Annotated in this window: 12 protein-coding genes and 1 pseudogene; 4 read left to right on the top strand and 9 right to left on the bottom strand. The window is 66.6% G+C overall.

Translation table 11 applies throughout. The annotated features are described in order from the left end of the window. Positions 1-111: 111 nt before the first annotated feature. Positions 112-1,365, bottom strand: a complete 1,254-nt coding sequence (locus tag AC1DQP_RS09350) for a dipeptidase (RefSeq protein WP_478051466.1) — start codon at positions 1,363-1,365, stop codon at positions 112-114. A 306-nt stretch (positions 1,366-1,671) separates the two neighbouring features. Continuing rightward, positions 1,672-2,841 (bottom strand): class I SAM-dependent rRNA methyltransferase, encoded by a 1,170-nt coding sequence (locus tag AC1DQP_RS09345; protein ID WP_478051465.1) that lies wholly within the window; start codon positions 2,839-2,841, stop codon positions 1,672-1,674. A gap of 394 nt (positions 2,842-3,235) precedes the next feature. On the opposite strand from AC1DQP_RS09345, the pseudogene AC1DQP_RS09340 reads away from it, so the two are divergent. Continuing rightward, positions 3,236-4,144, top strand: a pseudogene (locus AC1DQP_RS09340) (TerC family protein); the annotation flags it as partial. Positions 4,145-4,214: 70 nt separating this feature from the next. Further along, positions 4,215-4,997, top strand: coding sequence for a rhomboid family intramembrane serine protease (locus tag AC1DQP_RS09335; protein ID WP_256776093.1), 783 nt, complete (start codon positions 4,215-4,217; stop codon positions 4,995-4,997). Between the two features lie 3 nt (positions 4,998-5,000). Here AC1DQP_RS09335 and AC1DQP_RS09330 read toward each other — a convergent pair whose 3' ends face one another. From AC1DQP_RS09330 to rpmH, 7 genes are all read right to left on the bottom strand, one after another. Next, positions 5,001-5,903 (bottom strand): hypothetical protein, encoded by a 903-nt coding sequence (locus AC1DQP_RS09330; RefSeq protein WP_457318926.1) that lies wholly within the window; start codon positions 5,901-5,903, stop codon positions 5,001-5,003. Between the two features lie 120 nt (positions 5,904-6,023). After that, complete coding sequence (locus AC1DQP_RS09325; RefSeq protein WP_478051464.1) at positions 6,024-7,079, bottom strand: glycerophosphodiester phosphodiesterase; 1,056 nt, start codon at positions 7,077-7,079, stop codon at positions 6,024-6,026. A gap of 163 nt (positions 7,080-7,242) precedes the next feature. Continuing rightward, positions 7,243-8,592, bottom strand: a complete 1,350-nt coding sequence (gene mnmE, locus AC1DQP_RS09320; RefSeq protein ID WP_457318924.1) for a tRNA uridine-5-carboxymethylaminomethyl(34) synthesis GTPase MnmE — start codon at positions 8,590-8,592, stop codon at positions 7,243-7,245. Between the two features lie 3 nt (positions 8,593-8,595). After that, a complete protein-coding gene (locus tag AC1DQP_RS09315) occupies positions 8,596-11,271 on the bottom strand; it encodes a polysaccharide deacetylase family protein (protein WP_457318923.1) in 2,676 nt (891 codons plus the stop codon). A gap of 138 nt (positions 11,272-11,409) precedes the next feature. Beyond that, entirely contained in the window at positions 11,410-13,110 is a 1,701-nt protein-coding gene (yidC, locus tag AC1DQP_RS09310) for a membrane protein insertase YidC (RefSeq protein ID WP_457318922.1), read from the bottom strand. Next, entirely contained in the window at positions 13,110-13,604 is a 495-nt protein-coding gene (rnpA, locus tag AC1DQP_RS09305; protein WP_256776087.1) for a ribonuclease P protein component, read from the bottom strand. Before rnpA ends, yidC begins: the two co-directional genes overlap by 1 nt. A 5-nt stretch (positions 13,605-13,609) precedes the next feature. Beyond that, positions 13,610-13,750, bottom strand: coding sequence for a 50S ribosomal protein L34 (gene rpmH / locus AC1DQP_RS09300; RefSeq protein ID WP_006404565.1), 141 nt, complete (start codon positions 13,748-13,750; stop codon positions 13,610-13,612). A 254-nt stretch (positions 13,751-14,004) separates the two neighbouring features. Between rpmH and dnaA the strand changes: the two genes are divergently transcribed. Together dnaA and dnaN are read left to right on the top strand one after the other, a co-directional pair. Continuing rightward, positions 14,005-15,339 carry a chromosomal replication initiator protein DnaA gene (gene dnaA, locus AC1DQP_RS09295; protein ID WP_256776086.1) on the top strand — a complete coding sequence of 445 codons (1,335 nt, stop codon included), beginning with the start codon at positions 14,005-14,007 and terminating at the stop codon, positions 15,337-15,339. Positions 15,340-15,615: 276 nt separating this feature from the next. After that, a partial coding sequence (gene dnaN, locus AC1DQP_RS09290) for a DNA polymerase III subunit beta (protein WP_478051463.1) occupies positions 15,616-16,419 on the top strand: 804 nt, incomplete at its 3' end.

Below are 16,419 nucleotides of genomic sequence, written 5' to 3'. Positions count from 1 at the left end.
GGGGGCGGCCGCAGGCCGACGCCGGAGGACATTCGCCGGAAAGGGCATGGGAACCCAGCGCCCGACCCACCGACTGCCGCTTGAGGCGAACGCCGGGGGCGCCGCCGGTGTTCAGGGTTTTGCGGCCGCGGCGATTTTGGCGGCGTGATCCTGCGCCTGCTGCATCACCCGCAGCAGGTTGCCGCCCCAGATACCGGCAATCTGCTTTTCGCTGTAGCCCTTGCGCAGCAGCCAGGCGGTGATCTTGGGCAACTGGCTCACGTCGGGCAGGTCGGCCAGGCCACCGCCGCCGTCCCAGTCCAGGCCGATGCCCACGTGTTCGGGGCCAACCACCTCCAGGATGTGCTCGAAGTGGGCGAAGAAGTCGTCCAGCGTCGCCTTGCGCAGCGGATAACGCGCGTCGATGTCTTCCAGCCCCTTTTTCAGCGCCACGCCTTGGGCGATGGTCATCCCGTCGTAGTCGCCGCCGAGCTGCTGCATCAGCGCCTCCTCGGCCTGCGACCGCGCCTCGGTCTTGCCGGTGTCGATCAGGTAGCCGCCATAGGCGTTGACCTGGATCACCCCGCCGGCCCTGGCCAGCTGCTTCAGGCGCACATCATCGAGATTGCGCGGGTGGTTGTAGATCGCCTTGGCCGAGCTGTGCGAGAGCACAAACGGCACCGGCATGCGCTCGATCAGGTCGTCGAACACCGCATCGGCGGCATGCGACTGGTCGATGACGATGCCCAGCCGCACCGCTTCGTCCACCAGTGCCTTGCCGGCCGGGCTCAGGCCCTTCCACTCGGCACCGTGCTTGTCGGTGGCCGAATCGGCGAACTCGTTGTTGGCGAAGTGCACCGTGCTGAGCAGGCGCAACCCGGCCAGATGGTAGAAGCTGAGCAGCGAGGGATCATCCACCAGCGGGCTGGCGTTCTCCATGCTGATGTAGACCACGCGCTTGCCGGCGGCCTTGATCTTCGCCGCATCGGCCGCGGTCAGCGCCAGCTGGAAGGTATCCGGGTGCGCGGCGAGCATCTGCCGGATGTCCATCAGCCGCAGCAGGCCGGCATCGCGGTCGTGCTGGTGCGCCTGCGCGCTGCGGTCGCCCTGGTCGGTGTAGATCGCCCAGAAGCCGCCGTCGAGTGCACCTTCGACCATGCGCGGGTAGTCCACCTGCGACAACGCGTTGTGGTCGTGGCGCTGGGTGATGTCGAAGCCGTCGCGGTGGAAGTTGGCCGGCGTATCCAAGTGGCTGTCCAGGGTCAGCAGCCGCTGCTGCAGCGTGGCGGCCCTGGCCAGTTCCTGCGGGGAGAACGTGATGGCGTGGGCGGCCAGCGGCGTGCACAACGCCAGCGAGACCAGCAAAGACAGACTGCGCAACGTCATGACGCCTCACCTGTGATGGGAAGCGTAGGACGATAGCGCTGTCGGAAGACACGCGGTAGAGCCGAGCCATGCTCGGCTGCTGCGTGGAGCGTGGCCAGCCAAGCATGGCTCGGCTCTACCCGTTCCCAACGCCGTAGACGGTCGGCAGGCACGCCGTCAGGCGTGTCGATCGCTGGGTCGGCCGGCAGACAGCCCTGTAGGTGCCGACCGTTGGTCGGCACGCACAAAGCCCGATAGGTGCCGACCGTTGGTCGGCACGCACACAGCCCGCCAGGTGCCGACCGCCGGTCGGCACGCACGGTGCTGTCAGTCCAGCACGCGGCAGAACACCGCCTTGAGGTAGCGCGATTCCTGCACGTGGGCCATGAACGGATGATCCGGGCCGGCGCCGGATACCTTCAGGATCTGGATGGTGCGGCCGGCGTAGAACGCGGCGCGGCGCAGCATGTCCAGGAACTGGTCCTCGGCCACCAGGCCGGTGCACGAGAACGTGGCCAGCAGGCCGCCGGGCTTGACCACGCCAAGGGCCAGCTTGTTCATGTCCAGGTACTTCTTCAGCGCGGTGATCACCTGGTCGCGGTCACGCGTCATCTTGGCCGGGTCGAGGATGACCACGTCGTAGCGCTCGCCGCGGTTGGACGCATCGCGCAGCCACGGGAAGATGTCGGACTGGATGAACTTCGGGCGCACGTTGTTGAGGCGCGAGTTGCCCTTGGCAATCTCGATCACKTCCTCGTCGATGTCGATGCCGACCACTTCGGCAGCACCGCGCACCGCGGCGTACACCGCAAAGCCGCCGGTGTTGCAGCACAGGTCCAGCACGGTCTTGCCTTCCACCTGCTGGCTCAGCCACTGGCGGTTCTCGCGCTGATCGGCGAAGAAACCGGTCTTGTGCGCACCGGCAGGATCGGCGCGGAACTTCACCCCGTACTCGCTGATCACCGACGCTTCGGTGGTGGTGTTGCCGTGGAAGTCGAAGCTTTCCTGCTTCTGCACGTGTTCGTCGGCAAAGCTGTGGAAACGGCAGCCCGGGAACTGCTCGCGCAGCGCCTCATAGACCCATTCGCGGTGGCGGAACATGCCGGCGGCGAAGAACTCCACCACCACCAGATCGCCATAGCGGTCCACGACCAGGCCGGACAGGCCGTCGCCCTCGCTGTGCACCACGCGCCAGGCGTTGGACACCTCGTCCAGCTTGAGTACCTCGCGACGCAGCGAGACCGCCTGGGCGATCTTGCGCGAGAACCAGCCGGCGTCGACCGGAACGGCCTGATCGGTTTCCAGGATGCGCACGGCGATGCGCGAATGACCGTTGTAGAAGCCACGGCCGATCCACTCCCCGTCCACGCCGACGACGTCGACGATGGCACCGGGCTTGGGACGGACGACAGGCTTCTCGACCAGTTTCTGGAAGATCCACGGGTGGCTGGAGCGCCAGGCGTTCTTGAGGCGGACTACGGGGGCAGGGGTATTCATCCGCATATTGTATGACGCGGCATCGGGTACGCGCTGCCGGACCGCGGCCTGCGCGCGCGCACCACGGGTCCCGCCATGCGCGCGCCCTACCCCCGCGCCTGCGTCGGCGCCCCCTGGCCCCGGGGCGTTCCGGTCGAGCGGGGAGGTAAACGGCGGGCATTTGACGCCGGCCCCGGCAGCCCGCAGAATCGGCCTCAGAAGGGGAGTAGCTCCCAGACGTTGTCGCCGTCAATTCGAGCCCGCAGGCTCCGGTGCAACGGCAGTCCCACCCATCGGGACTGCGAGCGAGACCTTCGCCGTATGGCGAAGCTCTGTCTCCCCGGATCCCCCCGATCCTCCGTTGCAGATCCTCGCCCTCCGGCTTGAGGCATTCATTTTTCCAACGGACAAACCCATGCAGACGATCGGTAACTTATGGTTGTGGGGCGGCTTCGGCGCGGTGGTGGTCATCGCGCTGTTGGTCGATCTCGTATTGATGCGACACGGCGGACCGCACAAGGTCACCTTCAAGGAGGCCCTGTGGTGGTCGATCGGCTGGGTCCTGCTGGCCTTGGCCTTCAACGGCGGCCTCTGGTACTACCTCAACGAAACCGCCGGCCAGGTGGTGGCCAACAAGGTCGGGCTGGAGTTCCTCACCGGCTACCTGGTCGAGAAAGCCCTGGCGGTAGACAACATCTTCGTGTTTCTGATGATCATGGGCTACTTCGCGGTACCCGAAGAACAACGGCAGAAGGTGCTGATCATCGGCATTCTGGGCGCGATCGTGCTGCGTACGATCATGATCTTCGCCGGCAGCGTGCTGCTGACCAAGTTCCATTGGCTGCTGTACGTGTTCGGTGCGTTCCTGCTGTTCACCGGCTGGAAGATGTGGTTCTCGGCCGGGACCGAGCCGGATCTTGAGACCAACCCGGCGCTGCGCTGGATGCGCAAGCACCTGCGCCTGCTCCCGGACTACGCCGGCAACGCGATGAGCGTCATGCGCGACGGCAAGCGCTGGTTCACCCCGCTGTTCGTGGTGCTGATCCTGATCGCGGTCACCGACGTGATCTTCGCGGTGGACAGCATCCCGGCGATCTTCGCCATCACCACCGACCCGTTCATCGTGCTCACCTCCAACGTGTTCGCGGTGCTGGGCCTGCGGGCGATGTTCTTCTTGCTGGCCGGCATGGCCGATCGCTTCCACCTGCTGCCCTACGGCCTGGCCCTGGTGCTGGCCTTCATCGGCATCAAGATGATGCTGATCGACATCTTCAAGATTCCCACCCCGATCTCGCTGGGCGTGGTCGCGGTGATCATCGCCGCCCGCCGGCCCCACCACTCTCTCCCGTCGCGTTGCCCTTGTGTTCAGCCCGGGCGACGCAATCCCTTAGGGTATGAACGACAACCTGCCCCTGCCCGCCGGCGAGCCGCCGGTCTCCCCCCGCAACGACCACGGTCGTGTGATGCGGGCGTTCAACGCCAGCCTGGCGTTCGTGCTGGTGCTGGTGGCGGTGTTCACCGCGCAAGGTCATTTCAACTGGCAGCCGTGGGCCGTGTCGCCGCTGGACAAGGCCGGCCTGCTCGGCATTCTCGGTGCCCCGCTGCTGCATGGCTCGGTCGAGCATCTGGGCGCCAACGCGGCTGCCCTGCTGATCCTCGGCACACTGGCCGGCAGCGTCTATCCCAACGCCACGCTGCGCGCGCTGCCGCTGCTGTGGATCGGCTCGGGCCTTGGTGCCTGGCTGCTCGGCGATATCGGCAGCCACCACCTGGGCGCAAGCGGCATCACCCACGGCCTGATGTTCCTGGTGTTCGTGCTCGGCCTGCTGCGCCGCGACCGTCCGGCCATCGCCGCCGGGCTGATCGCCTTCCTGTTCTACGGGAGCATGCTGATCACCATCCTCCCGCACGAGCCGGGCGTGTCCTGGCAGTCGCACATGGGCGGCGCCTTTGCCGGCATCCTCAGCGCGCTGCTGTTCCGCCTGTCCGACCCGATGGCCCCGCGCAAGCGCTACAGCTGGGAAGAAGAAGACGAGGAAGACCTGGAGCTGCAGCGCGACAGCGACCTGGAGCCGCCGTCACCGCAGCGCGTGCCGGTGCTGTGGCAACCGCGCGAAGGCCAGGACTACGTGGTGCTGCCGTTCCGGCCGCGTGACCGGTCGGAGCCGCGCGAGTAGCGCTCACGTGGCGGATCTGATCCGGCCGAACAGCGCCAGGCGCAGGCAGCCAATGGCGAACATGCCCACCAGGACCACCATCGCCACCCCGAACAGCACGTTGAACGCGTACGCGAGCGGCTGCTCGCTCCAATAGTAGGTGTGCGCGCTGACGCGGTAGCCGCCGACCCGGATCCGCGCGGTGGCCAGGGCGGTCACCAGCGACAGCAGCTGCGTGAGTTCGAGTACCGCCAGGAAGGCGCCCAGCAGGCCGAAAAAGAGGCGGACGCCAGCGCCGGCCTTGTCAGCTGCGGATGGCGCCTTGTCCGCGCCCTCCTCTACCGTCTGCGCCGGGGCCGCGTGGGGTGGGTCCAGCACCTCCACGGGCACCGGCAGTTGCAGGTAATCGGCCAACACGCCCAGCCAGCGGTCGGTGCGCCGCGTGCCGGGCAGCACGGCGACATTGCCAGGCGTCAACAGGGTCTCGCTGCCATCGTGGCGCACGAGCCACAGCTGGGTGGTCCCGCGGTGCAGGGTGCCGTGCCATCGCAGTTGGAGTGCGGACAGCCCGTGCAGGGCGAAGGCGGCATTCACCAGCGTGCAGCGCCCGGACAGCGTGCGGGTATGGCGCTGGCCAACGCCGTCGCGGCGCGACAGGGTCAGCGTTTCGCTGGTCTCGGTGTACACCAGCAGGACCACCGCCAGCGCGACCAGCAGCAGGAACGCCAGCACCACCAGCAGCCAGGACAACGGGGCCAGGCGGGACAACGGCGAGTGTTCGTTCACCAGCGCCCCGACCACGAACGCGCCGGGTACCGCCAACGCGACCGCGCCCACGAACAGCACCAGGCCTGCCTGCACGCGGTTGTGCGAATGGATGTGCAGGTCGCCGCCTGGCGTGCGTTCGTAGCGATGTCCGATCAACATGCAGACCTCCGTGTCCAGCGGCCACGGTAGCCGTGGTCGCCGATCGCAACAAGGTCACGCACGTCCTGATCGGCAGGGCGTCCCGCCATCCGCGCCTGCGGATGCAGCGATCGTCGCCGGTCAGTTACCTGCGGTCGCCGCCGCATCCCCGTCCACCGCACGCCGGCCCAGTGCCGGGTCGTCGGTGAAGAACGCATCGATGCCGGTGGCCAGGTAGGCGCGCATCTCGGCGACCGAGCCGTCGGCATTGCGTGCGTTGGCCTCGCCCTTGCGGAACTCGGTGGCCTGGAAGTAATTCTCCGGGCGGAAGGTGTACGGGATGACCATCAACCCGGCCGCATGCGCATCGCGCACCAGCGGGGTGGGCGTGCCCAGCTTCCCCGCCGCATCCAGCGGAATGACCATGCGCAGGCTGGGGCCGATGCCATCGGCATAACCGGCCACCTGCGCCAGCCCAGTGGGGGTGATCATGTCGGCATAGCGCTGGCTGCCCTTGGCCGCCAGCACGTCGCCCGGCTGCTGCTTCGGGTCGCCGAGCAGCTGCAACAGGCGGATGTTGCTGTCARCACCGAGCTTGCTGCGCAGGTAACGCAGGTTGGTGACCTCGAAGGACTGGATCGTCACCGGTGCCACCCGCGTGTACGCGTTGCCCTGCAGCGCGGCCAACACCTTGTCCTCCATCGGCAGGCCGATGCCCTTGAAGTAGGTGCCGTGCTTGATCTCGGGCACCAGCCCGATGCCGCGGTTGGCGCGCCCGGCCTGCTGCACCAGGAACGCGATGATCTCGTCCAGCGTGGCGATGCGGAACTGTCCATCGAAGGCCGTGCTGCGAAGCTGCGGCAGACGCTCGCGGGCGTACAGGGTCTTCAGCTCGGCCACGGTGAAGTCTTCGGTGAACCAGCCTTCCATGCGCTCGCCGTCGATGGTCTTGACCGTCTTGCGGCTGGCGAACTCCGGATGCGCGGCCACGTCGGTGGTGCCCCCGATCTCATTCTCGTGGCGCGACACCAGCACCCCGTCCTTGGTCATCACCAGGTCCGGTTCGATGTAATCGGCGCCGTCGGCGATGGCCTGCGCGTAGCTGGCCAAGGTGTGCTCGGGCAACAGCGCACTGGCACCGCGATGGCCATACACCGCCGCCTTGGGCGTTGCGGGGGACGTGGATTCAGCGCTCATGGCCACCCATGGTGCCACGGCCAGCGACAACAGCAACACACAACCCCACGACGACTTCGACACTGCAAACCCCTGTGTGATGCGCCCCGCGCCAACGCGGCGGGGCGTGGAAAGGACCGGCGCATTGTGGTGGTGCGGTGTGACAGGGGGAAGAAAGCCGCCCCTACTTGCCGATACAGAAGCTCGAGAATATCCGCCCCAGCAGATCATCGGCGCTCATCCGCCCGGTGATCTCACCCAGCGCCTCGTGGGCCAGGCGCAGTTCCTCGGCGGCCAGTTCCAGATGCTCGTGGACCAGCTCGGCTTCGGCGCGCTCGGCGTGGCCGATGGCCAGCACGATGGCCTCCACATGCCGGGCGCGGGCAGAGAATTCACCTTCCACGCTGTCCCCGGCGCTGCCGCTGGCCAGTTCGCGCAGGCGCGTGTGCAGGCGGTCCAGGCCCAGGCCGGTGGCGGCCGAGACGTGCACGATGTTGGGGTCGCCGGTAGCCGGGAGCGCGGCGAGCAGGTCGCTCTTGTTGTGGATCCACAGCTGCTGCGGCACCTCGGCGATGGCCTCGCGCACCGCCGCGTGCCCGGCCTGCGGGTCGCGGGCATCAAGCACGATGATGGCAAGGTCGGTGCGCTGCATCTCTACGTGGGCGCGGCGCATGCCCTCGCGCTCGATCGCATCGCCGCCTTCGCGCAGGCCGGCGGTATCGACCAGGGTCAGTTCCAGCCCGTCGATGCGGATGGTTTCGCGCAGGGTGTCGCGGGTGGTGCCGGCGATGTCGGTGACGATCGCCCGTTCGCTGCCGGCCAGTGCATTGAGCAGCGAGCTCTTGCCGGCGTTGGGCGGTCCCACCAGCACCGCGTGCAGGCCATCGCGCAGGCGGCGGCCGCGTTCGGCATCGTCGCGTAGCTGCACCAGCGCGCGCAGCGCCTGGCCCAATCCGGCGCGGACCTGATCGCCACCGAGGGTATCCAGCGGCTCGTCGGCGAAGTCGATCGCCGCCTCCACGTGGATGCGCAGCAGAACAAGCTGTTCCGCCGCCTCGTCGACCCGGCGCGAGAACACCCCGTCCAGCGAGCGGCGGGCGGCGCGTGCCGCGCGCGTATCGCTGGCGGCGATCAGGTCGGCGATCGCCTCGGCCTGGGCCAGGTCGAGCTTGCCGTTGAGGAAGGCCCGTTCGCTGAACTCACCCGGCCGCGCCTGGCGCGCACCGAGCGCGATACAGCGCGCGACCAGTTGTTGCAGCAGTACCGGGCTGCCGTGGCCCTGCAGCTCGACGACTTCTTCGCCGGTGAAACTGTGGGGCGCCGGGAACCACAGCACGATGCCATCGTCGATCACCTCGCCCTGTGCGTCGCGCAGGCGCGCGTAGTGGGCATGGCGCGGGCGCAGCGTCGGCGCGCCCAGTGCGGTGGCAATGGCCGCCGCACGCGGACCGGACAGACGCAGCAGGCCGACGCCGCCGGCGCCGGGCGCGCTGGCGATGGCCACGATGGTGTCGATGTTGGCGGAGGCGTTCATGGCTTACAGCTTCTCCAGCTGCGCGCGGGCCTGGGCAGCGCCGCTGCCCTGCGGCTGCAGCGCCAGATAGGTGGTGTAGGCCTGCCGCGCTTTGGCCTTGTCGCCGGCATGGAAGTACGCATCGCCAAGGTTGAGGTGGGCCACCGCGCGCGAGGGATCGATCTTCAAGGTGTTCTCCAGCCAGCGCGCGGCTTCGGCGTAACGCTGCTGGCGGTAGTAGACGAAGCCGAGGTTGTTGGCAGCCTGGGCGAAGTCCGGGCGCAGCTTCAGCGCTTCGGTGAACTGGGCGGCCGCTTCGTCGTAGCGCTTCTCGCGGTACAGCTGCAGGCCGCGGTCGTTGGCCTGCTGCGCGCGCTGGCGATCGGAAGTGGGCAGCGCTACCGGCACCACCAGCGTGCGCTTGCCTCCCTGCAGGTCGGGGACGGTGACCGGCGCCTGGGTTTCCCCCTGGGCATCCTGCGCCGCATCGACCTTGTTGTTCAGCGCGATGGCATCGGCCGAGAGCTGGTGCGTGTCGGCGTTGAGGTATTCCTGGCTGTCAGGCACCTGGAACACGAACTCGCCGCCCTGTGAGCCGGGCAGGCTGCCGAACGCCGGGGTCTGCCGCGATACCGCCGACACCGCCGGGGCGACGTAGGCGGCCAGCTCGGTGCCGGTGATCAGGCCATCGCCATTGAGGTCGCCCTTGCCCGCCAGCGCCTGCAGCAGCACCCAGGTGAACACCGAATGCCCGTTCGGGCCGCTGTCGGCCACCTGCTGGTCGGCGCCACCGGCGGTGAGCATCTGCCGCGCGCTGCGGCGGGCGTTCTCGCGCAGGAATGCCGACGACGATCCCCCCCCGCGGGTCAACCCGAGGCCGCTGTAGCAGGCATCCATCACGAACATCACGTGCTTGGCCTGCATGCTTTCGGCGATGTTCTGGATGTCGGTCATCGCGATGGCATCGGTGGCGAACTCGTTGGGATCCGAATCCACCGGAATGATGTAGCCCAGGTCGCGGCCCGAGGCCAGCCGACGGGTTGCGCCGTGGCCGGCGAAGAACACGAACACGCGGTCGTTCCTGCCGGTGCGGTCGTCGGCCAGCCGGTCGTGGAAGGCGGCCAGGATGTTGTTGCGGGTGGCCTGCTGGTTCTTCAGCACGATCACCTGCGAGGACGGAAAGCCGAACTGCCCGGTCAGGGTGTCGGCGATGGCCTGCGCATCATGGCTGGCGTATTCCAGCTTGGGCCACTTGGCGTAGTCGTCGATGCCGACCACGATGGCCCAGGATTTCTCGTAGCCACTGGTGACCGTGGTGTCGGCGGCAGCCGCCTTGCGCGCACGGCCAACGCTGAAGTCGCGGCCATTCCAGCCGGCGAACTGGTAGCCGTCGGCGATCAGCCGATCCAGGATCTGCGGCAACGCCTTCACCGCGCGATCGTGGATATCGTGGAACAGGATGATCCCGCGCTGTTCCTTCTGCACCTGTTCGACCACGCGCTGCACGATCGACTCGGGTACCGGGTCGGCCCAGTCCATCGAATCGATGTTCCACATGATCGACTTCAGCCCGGCTTCGTTGAGCAGCTGCAGGCCCTCGGCATTGCGCGCGCCATACGGGAAGCGGAACAGCGGAGCGCGCTTGCCGTCCACATCCTTGAGCAGCGTATCGGTGGACAACACCTGTTCGCGCAGGGCATCGCCGGTGGTGCGCGAGAGCTGGGCGTGGGTGAGGCTGTGGTTGCCCACCGCGTAGCCCTGCTCCATCAGGTCGCGGCTGATCCTGGCCAGCGGCCCCAGCGTGACCTTGCCGTCGGCCTGCACCGTGCCCAGGTTGCGGCCCACTTCGAAGAACACACCCGGTACGTCGTAGCGCTTGAGGATGGCCACCACCTCGTCGGTATAGGCCTTGTGCGGGCCATCGTCGAAGCTCAGCACCACGGTCTTGGGGGGCAGGTCGCGGCCGAAGATCTCGCGGTCGCTGTCCTTCATCGACATCGGGTACGGCTCGATCACCCCGTAATCGCGCAGGATCGCCTCGCGGCTGTACTGCTTGTGCAGGTGGGCGATGTAGTCCTCCCACTTCTCGCGCTTGAGCGCGATGGCGCGGGTGCGGTCGAAGCGGCTGAAGATGCGGGTGATTTCCTGGTTGTAGTTGCGCTCGATCTCGTCCAGCGCCTCCAGGTCTTCGCCGATGCGCTGGTGCAGCTTCACCGCCGGCAGCGAGGAATCGGTACCGACGCGGTCGTGCAGGGTGCGCAGGACTTCGCGGAAGGCCAGGCGGTCGGCGTCGAACAACTCCGGCGCCGATTCGATGTAGTCCAGCACCGTGCCCAGGGTGGCGAAGCGTTGCGGGCTCGCATCGCGCAGCAGGGTGTCGAACTGCGCGGCGATCGCCTCGCGCTGCGCCAGCCCATCATGGAACAGCTGCTGGCCGATGCGGCTGGAGGTGGCGCGGTCAGCCGACGACTGCTGCGCCTCATCGGCCAGCAGCACGATGATGCGGCGGTGGCCGTCGAGCAGCTTCTGCAGCGCGGTGAGCAGCGGTGCGGCCGCCGGGTCGGCGGCGGCGGCGGCCTGCGCGCTGGGCTGGGTGACCCCGTCGGCGGTGGCCGCGGGTTTGTCCCCACACCCGGCCAGCGCCAGGGTGAGCGCCAGCATGGGCACGGACAGGCGGAACAGCGACGACGCAGCGGGCATGGAGTGGCTCGGGGGAACGGGGCAACGGTGGCGGCGATTGTATCGCCGCCAAAGAAAAACCCGCCGGGTGGCGGGTTTTCCGGGGCAGCCGACCGACGGTCGGCGCTACGTGTTTTTGCAGCCGACCAACGGTCGGCTCTACTTCTTTTTGATGGGGGCGGTGGTCGCCGGCACCGGATCGCTGCCGTGGCGCTTGGTCATCCACCACTGCTGCAGCAGGCCCAGGCCACCGTTGACCACCCAGTACAGGACCAGGCCGGACGGCATGAAGGCCATCATGACGCCGAACACCAGCGGCATCATCTGCATCATCTTGGCCTGCATCGGGTCCATGCCCGGGGCCGGGGTCAGCTTCTGCGTGGCCCACATCACCGCCACGTTGATCACCGGCAGGATGAAGTACGGGTCACGCGCGGTCAGGTCCTGGATCCAGCCCAGCCACGGCGCCTGGCGCAGTTCCACCGACTCCACCAGCACCCAGTACAGCGCGAAGAAGATCGGCATCTGGATGAGGATCGGCAGGCAGCCGCCCATCGGATTGATCTTTTCCTTCTTGTACAGCTCCATCATCGCGGTCTGGAACTTCTGGCGGTCATCGCCGTAGCGTTCCTTCAACTGCGCGATGCGAGGCTGGAAGCGACGCATCTTGGCGCCACTCTTGTACTGCACCGCCGACAGCGGATACAGCACCAGCTTCAGCAGCACGACCAGGCCAACGATCGCCCAGCCCCAGTTGTTGACGACCTTGTGGACCTGGTTCAACACCCAGAACAGGCCCTGGCCGATGATCGCCATCAGCGAGAAGCGGCTGTAATCGACCACGCGGTCCAGACCCTTCACGTCTTCCTTGGCGATCAGGTTGACCAGCTTCGGGCCGACCCACAGGCGAGCTTCGGTGCTGGCCTGCTGGCCCGGGGCGACGGTGAAGGCCGGGCCGGTGGCCTGGATCTGGTCTCGACCGTCATGCTGGGACAGCGCGTAGTTCGCGGCCTGGTCGGCCTGCGGGATCCACGCGGTGAAGAAGTGGTGCTGCAGCATCGCCAGCCAGCCGCCGGTGATGGTGCGATTGAGGTTGCCATCGTCCAGGTAATCCTTGAACGCGCGACGCTCATAACCGTCCTGCGGGCTGAACCAGGTCGCGCCGTTGAAGCTGAACGAGTCCGGGTTGGTCATGCTGCGCGACAGGATGGTCGGGGTGCGGTCCAGGGTGCGGTACACGTAGCCGTTCCACGGCGCGGTGCTGCCGTTGACCACTTCGTCCTTCACCTTGATCGCGTATTCGTTGCGACCCAGCGTGTAAGTACGACGGATGCTGACGCCGTTCGGGCCATTCCACACGAACGGGATCTGCAGTTCCTTCTGGCCCTTGCCCAGCACGAAGTCGCGGTCGTCGCCCACCAGGGTGAAGCCATTGGCTTCCGGCACCGGGGTGCCCTTGTCCTGGCTGGTCCAGCCACTCACCGCGCGGTACGGGTGGGTGCTCTCTTCGGTCAGCAGGCGCACCGGCGGGCTGCCGTCCGCCTTGGTCTGCGGGAACTGCAGCAGCTCGGCGTCCAGCACGGTGCCGCCGTCCAGCACCAGACGCAGTACGTCGGTGGTGACGGTGACGCGGGCGGCGCCGGCCTGGGCCTGCGCGGCCGGCTGGGTCGCCGGGGCGCTACCCGGGGCCTGCGGCACCGACGCACCGGGGATGGAACCTGCCGCGCCCGGCACGGTTGCCTGGGTCTGCGCGGCAACCGGCGGCGGGGTCGGTGCGGCCTTGTCGCGGCCCCACTCCATCCACAGCAACACGGCCACCATCAGCCAGGCAAAAATCAGGAAAACGCGGGTCTGGTTCATCAGCGGGCAGGCTCGACGGGGCCGGCATGCGATGCCGGCTCGGGCTGGGAAGAAAGGGGTACAACGCCCAGGGGCGGCGGCATTGTGCCGTCCGCGCCCGGCATGGGCAATGCGCCAAGACGGCGCAGCAGGCGTTCAAAGGCCTGGCGGAGTTCTGAGTTGCTGGCGGTACGGGCGGCGCTACGGGCAACGACGACAAAATCGCCGGCACTCATCCACGGCCGTAGGTGGCGTGTGGCATCGCGCAGCACACGCTTTACTCGGTTGCGACCCACGGCTCGGGGATCGACTTTGCGCGACACGGCGAGACCCAACCTGGCTGGCGTATCGCTCTTCAGCCAGTGCAGGGTCATCAGCGGATCGGACACACGGCGGGCGCCGTTGAAGACCGTTGTATATTCGGCACGCGTACGGACCCGCGCAGAGCGAGGGAATCGCTTGCGCGGGTCGGAACTGCTCACAGTCAGGATTGCGTCTGCCGCGGGAAGCGGCATTGCAATCAAGCGCTCAGGACTTTACGGCCCTTGGCGCGGCGACGCGACAGGATCTTGCGGCCGTCAGCGGTCTTCATACGGGCACGGAAGCCATGGTCGCGCTTACGCTTGAGGTTGCTGGGTTGGAAAGTGCGCTTGGTGGCCATGCGGGGCCTCTATATGAAGGGGACGGAAAGAACCGGAAATTCTATAGACCTGATCAAGGTGCCGTCAAGTGCTTGTCACTACGGGAATTCATTGGGCTGTGCAATAGCTGTGGATCATTTTGTGAATAACTTCGGGACAACCATTCCCGGCCCCCCTCGTCGGTGGTAGTCTGCGCCATCCATTCTTTCCCCCTTCCGGCCTGCGGTGCGGCGGTTTTCCACGCCTGTCCCCTGGCCCCAGACGATTATTGCCGATGGATGCCTGGTCCCGTTGTCTCGAACGCCTTGAAGCGGAGTTCCCGCCCGAGGATGTTCACACCTGGTTGAAGCCGCTGCAGGCCGATCTGCGCGTGGACAGCCTGGTGCTTTATGCGCCAAATGCCTTCATTGTCGACCAGGTGCGCGAGCTGTACCTGCCGCGCATCAAGGAACTGCTGGCGCACTTCGCCGGCTTTGGCGACGTTTTTCTTGAAATCGGCTCGCGTCCGCGCGCCGTAGAGGCGCAGATTGCGTCCAATCCGGGCTTCTCCGCGCCTGTCGTGCCGGCCGAGCCGCTGGTGCCGTTCGCCGGCAACCTGGATTCCCACTACACCTTCGCCAACTTCGTGGAGGGTCGCAGCAATCAGCTGGGCCTGGCCGCGGCGTTCCAGGCGGCGCAGAAACCGGGCGACCGGGCGCACAACCCGTTGCTGTTGTACGGCGGCACCGGCCTGGGCAAGACCCACCTGATGTTCGCGGCCGGCAATGCGATGCGCCAGGCCAACCCGGGCGCCAAGGTGCTGTACCTGCGGTCGGAACAGTTCTTCAGCGCGATGATCCGGGCGTTGCAGGAAAAAACCATGGATCAGTTCAAGCGCCAGTTCCAGCAGGTGGACGCGCTGCTGATCGATGACATCCAGTTCTTCGCCGGCAAGGACCGTACCCAGGAAGAGTTCTTCCATACGTTCAATGCCCTGTTCGACGGCAAGCAGCAGATCATCCTGACCTGCGACCGGTACCCGCGCGAAGTCGAGGGCCTGGAAGCACGGCTGAAGTCGCGACTGGCCTGGGGTCTGTCGGTGGCCATCGAGCCGCCGGACTTCGAGACCCGCGCCGCGATCGTGCTGGCCAAGGCACGCGAGCGTGGCACCGAGATCCCCGACGATGTGGCGTTTCTGATTGCCAAGAAAATGCGCTCCAATGTCCGCGACCTCGAGGGTGCGCTGAATACTCTGGCCGCACGCGCCAACTTCACCGGCCGTGCGATCACCACTGATTTTGCGCAGGAAACCCTGCGCGACCTGCTGCGCGCCCAGCAGCAGGCAATCAGCATTCCCAACATCCAGAAAACCGTGGCCGACTACTACGGGCTGCAGATCAAGGATCTGCTGTCCAAGCGCCGGACCCGGTCGTTGGCCCGTCCGCGCCAGGTAGCCATGGCGCTGACCAAGGAACTGACCGAGCACAGCCTGCCGGAAATCGGCGACGCCTTTGCCGGCCGGGACCACACCACGGTGCTGCATGCCTGCCGGCAGATCCGGACGTTGATGGAAGCGGACGGCAAGTTGCGGGAAGACTGGGACAAGCTGATCCGGAAGTTGAGCGAATGATGCATGTACGCCGCTAAGGCGTCATCGCATAAAACGGTGCAGAATCCGGTAGCAAGCAGGGGACAGGGTGTGGATAAAAACGCCGTTCAATCTGGGCGCGAAGTTATCCACAGCATTGCCCTCCCCTTCGGGGCCAGTAATGCAGAGGGTTTCGAGGCCTGAAACCCTTTTGTTTACAAAGACTTAGCTGTGTTTTCCCGCGATTCTGGCGCTACCATCACCACCAAGCTTTTGATTTATTCCACATTTTTTTAAAGCATAGGGGCACGGAACCACATGCGTTTCACACTGCAGCGCGAAGCCTTTCTCAAGCCGTTGGCACAAGTCGTCAACGTGGTCGAACGCCGCCAGACCCTGCCGGTTCTGGCTAATTTCCTGGTCCAGGTGCAGAACGGGCAGCTGTCGCTGACCGGTACGGACCTGGAAGTGGAAATGGTGTCGCGGATCGCGGTGGAAGATGCCCAGGACGGCGAGACCACCATCCCCGCACGCAAACTGTTCGAGATCATCCGCGCCCTGCCCGACGGCAGCCGGATCACCGTCTCGCAGACCGGTGACAAGATCACCGTGCAGGCCGGCCGCAGCCGCTTCACCCTGGCAACCCTGCCGGCCAACGACTTCCCGTCGGTGGACGAAGTGGAAGCCACCGAGCGCGTGGCGATCGGCGAAGCCACCCTGAAGGAGCTGATCGAGCGCACCGCGTTCGCGATGGCCCAGCAGGACGTGCGGTATTACCTCAACGGTTTGCTGTTCGACCTGCGCGGCGATGCCCTGCGAACCGTTGCCACCGACGGCCATCGTCTTGCGCTGTGCGAGACCGACCTGGAAAAGGCCAGCGGCGCCAAGCGTCAGATCATCGTGCCGCGCAAGGGCGTGACCGAACTCCAGCGTCTGCTGGAAAGCGGCGATCGCGAGATCGAGTTGGAAGTCGGCCGCAGCCACGTGCGGGTCAAGCGCGACGATGTCACCTTCACCTCGAAGCTGATCGACGGCCGTTTCCCGGATTACGAGGCCGTGATCCCGATCGGCGCCGATCGCGAAGTGAAGGTCGATCGTGAAGCACTGCGTGCCTCGCTGCAG

The sequence above is a fragment of the Stenotrophomonas sp. P5_A8 genome (assembly GCF_056400545.1).
Note: the sequence above shows the minus strand (reverse complement) of the source record. Positions and strands in the feature narration are given on the sequence as shown.

Coding starts and splice junctions, on each gene's coding strand:
- yidC (WP_457318922.1), bottom strand. CDS start 13,110: ATGAACCAGACCCGCGTTTTCCTGATTTTTGCCTGGCTGATGGTGGCC.
- AC1DQP_RS09350 (WP_478051466.1), bottom strand. CDS start 1,365: ATGACGTTGCGCAGTCTGTCTTTGCTGGTCTCGCTGGCGTTGTGCACG.
- AC1DQP_RS09330 (WP_457318926.1), bottom strand. CDS start 5,903: ATGTTGATCGGACATCGCTACGAACGCACGCCAGGCGGCGACCTGCAC.
- mnmE (WP_457318924.1), bottom strand. CDS start 8,592: ATGAACGCCTCCGCCAACATCGACACCATCGTGGCCATCGCCAGCGCG.
- rnpA (WP_256776087.1), bottom strand. CDS start 13,604: ATGCCGCTTCCCGCGGCAGACGCAATCCTGACTGTGAGCAGTTCCGAC.
- AC1DQP_RS09335 (WP_256776093.1), top strand. CDS start 4,215: ATGAACGACAACCTGCCCCTGCCCGCCGGCGAGCCGCCGGTCTCCCCC.
- AC1DQP_RS09315 (WP_457318923.1), bottom strand. CDS start 11,271: ATGCCCGCTGCGTCGTCGCTGTTCCGCCTGTCCGTGCCCATGCTGGCG.
- dnaA (WP_256776086.1), top strand. CDS start 14,005: ATGGATGCCTGGTCCCGTTGTCTCGAACGCCTTGAAGCGGAGTTCCCG.
- rpmH (WP_006404565.1), bottom strand. CDS start 13,750: ATGGCCACCAAGCGCACTTTCCAACCCAGCAACCTCAAGCGTAAGCGC.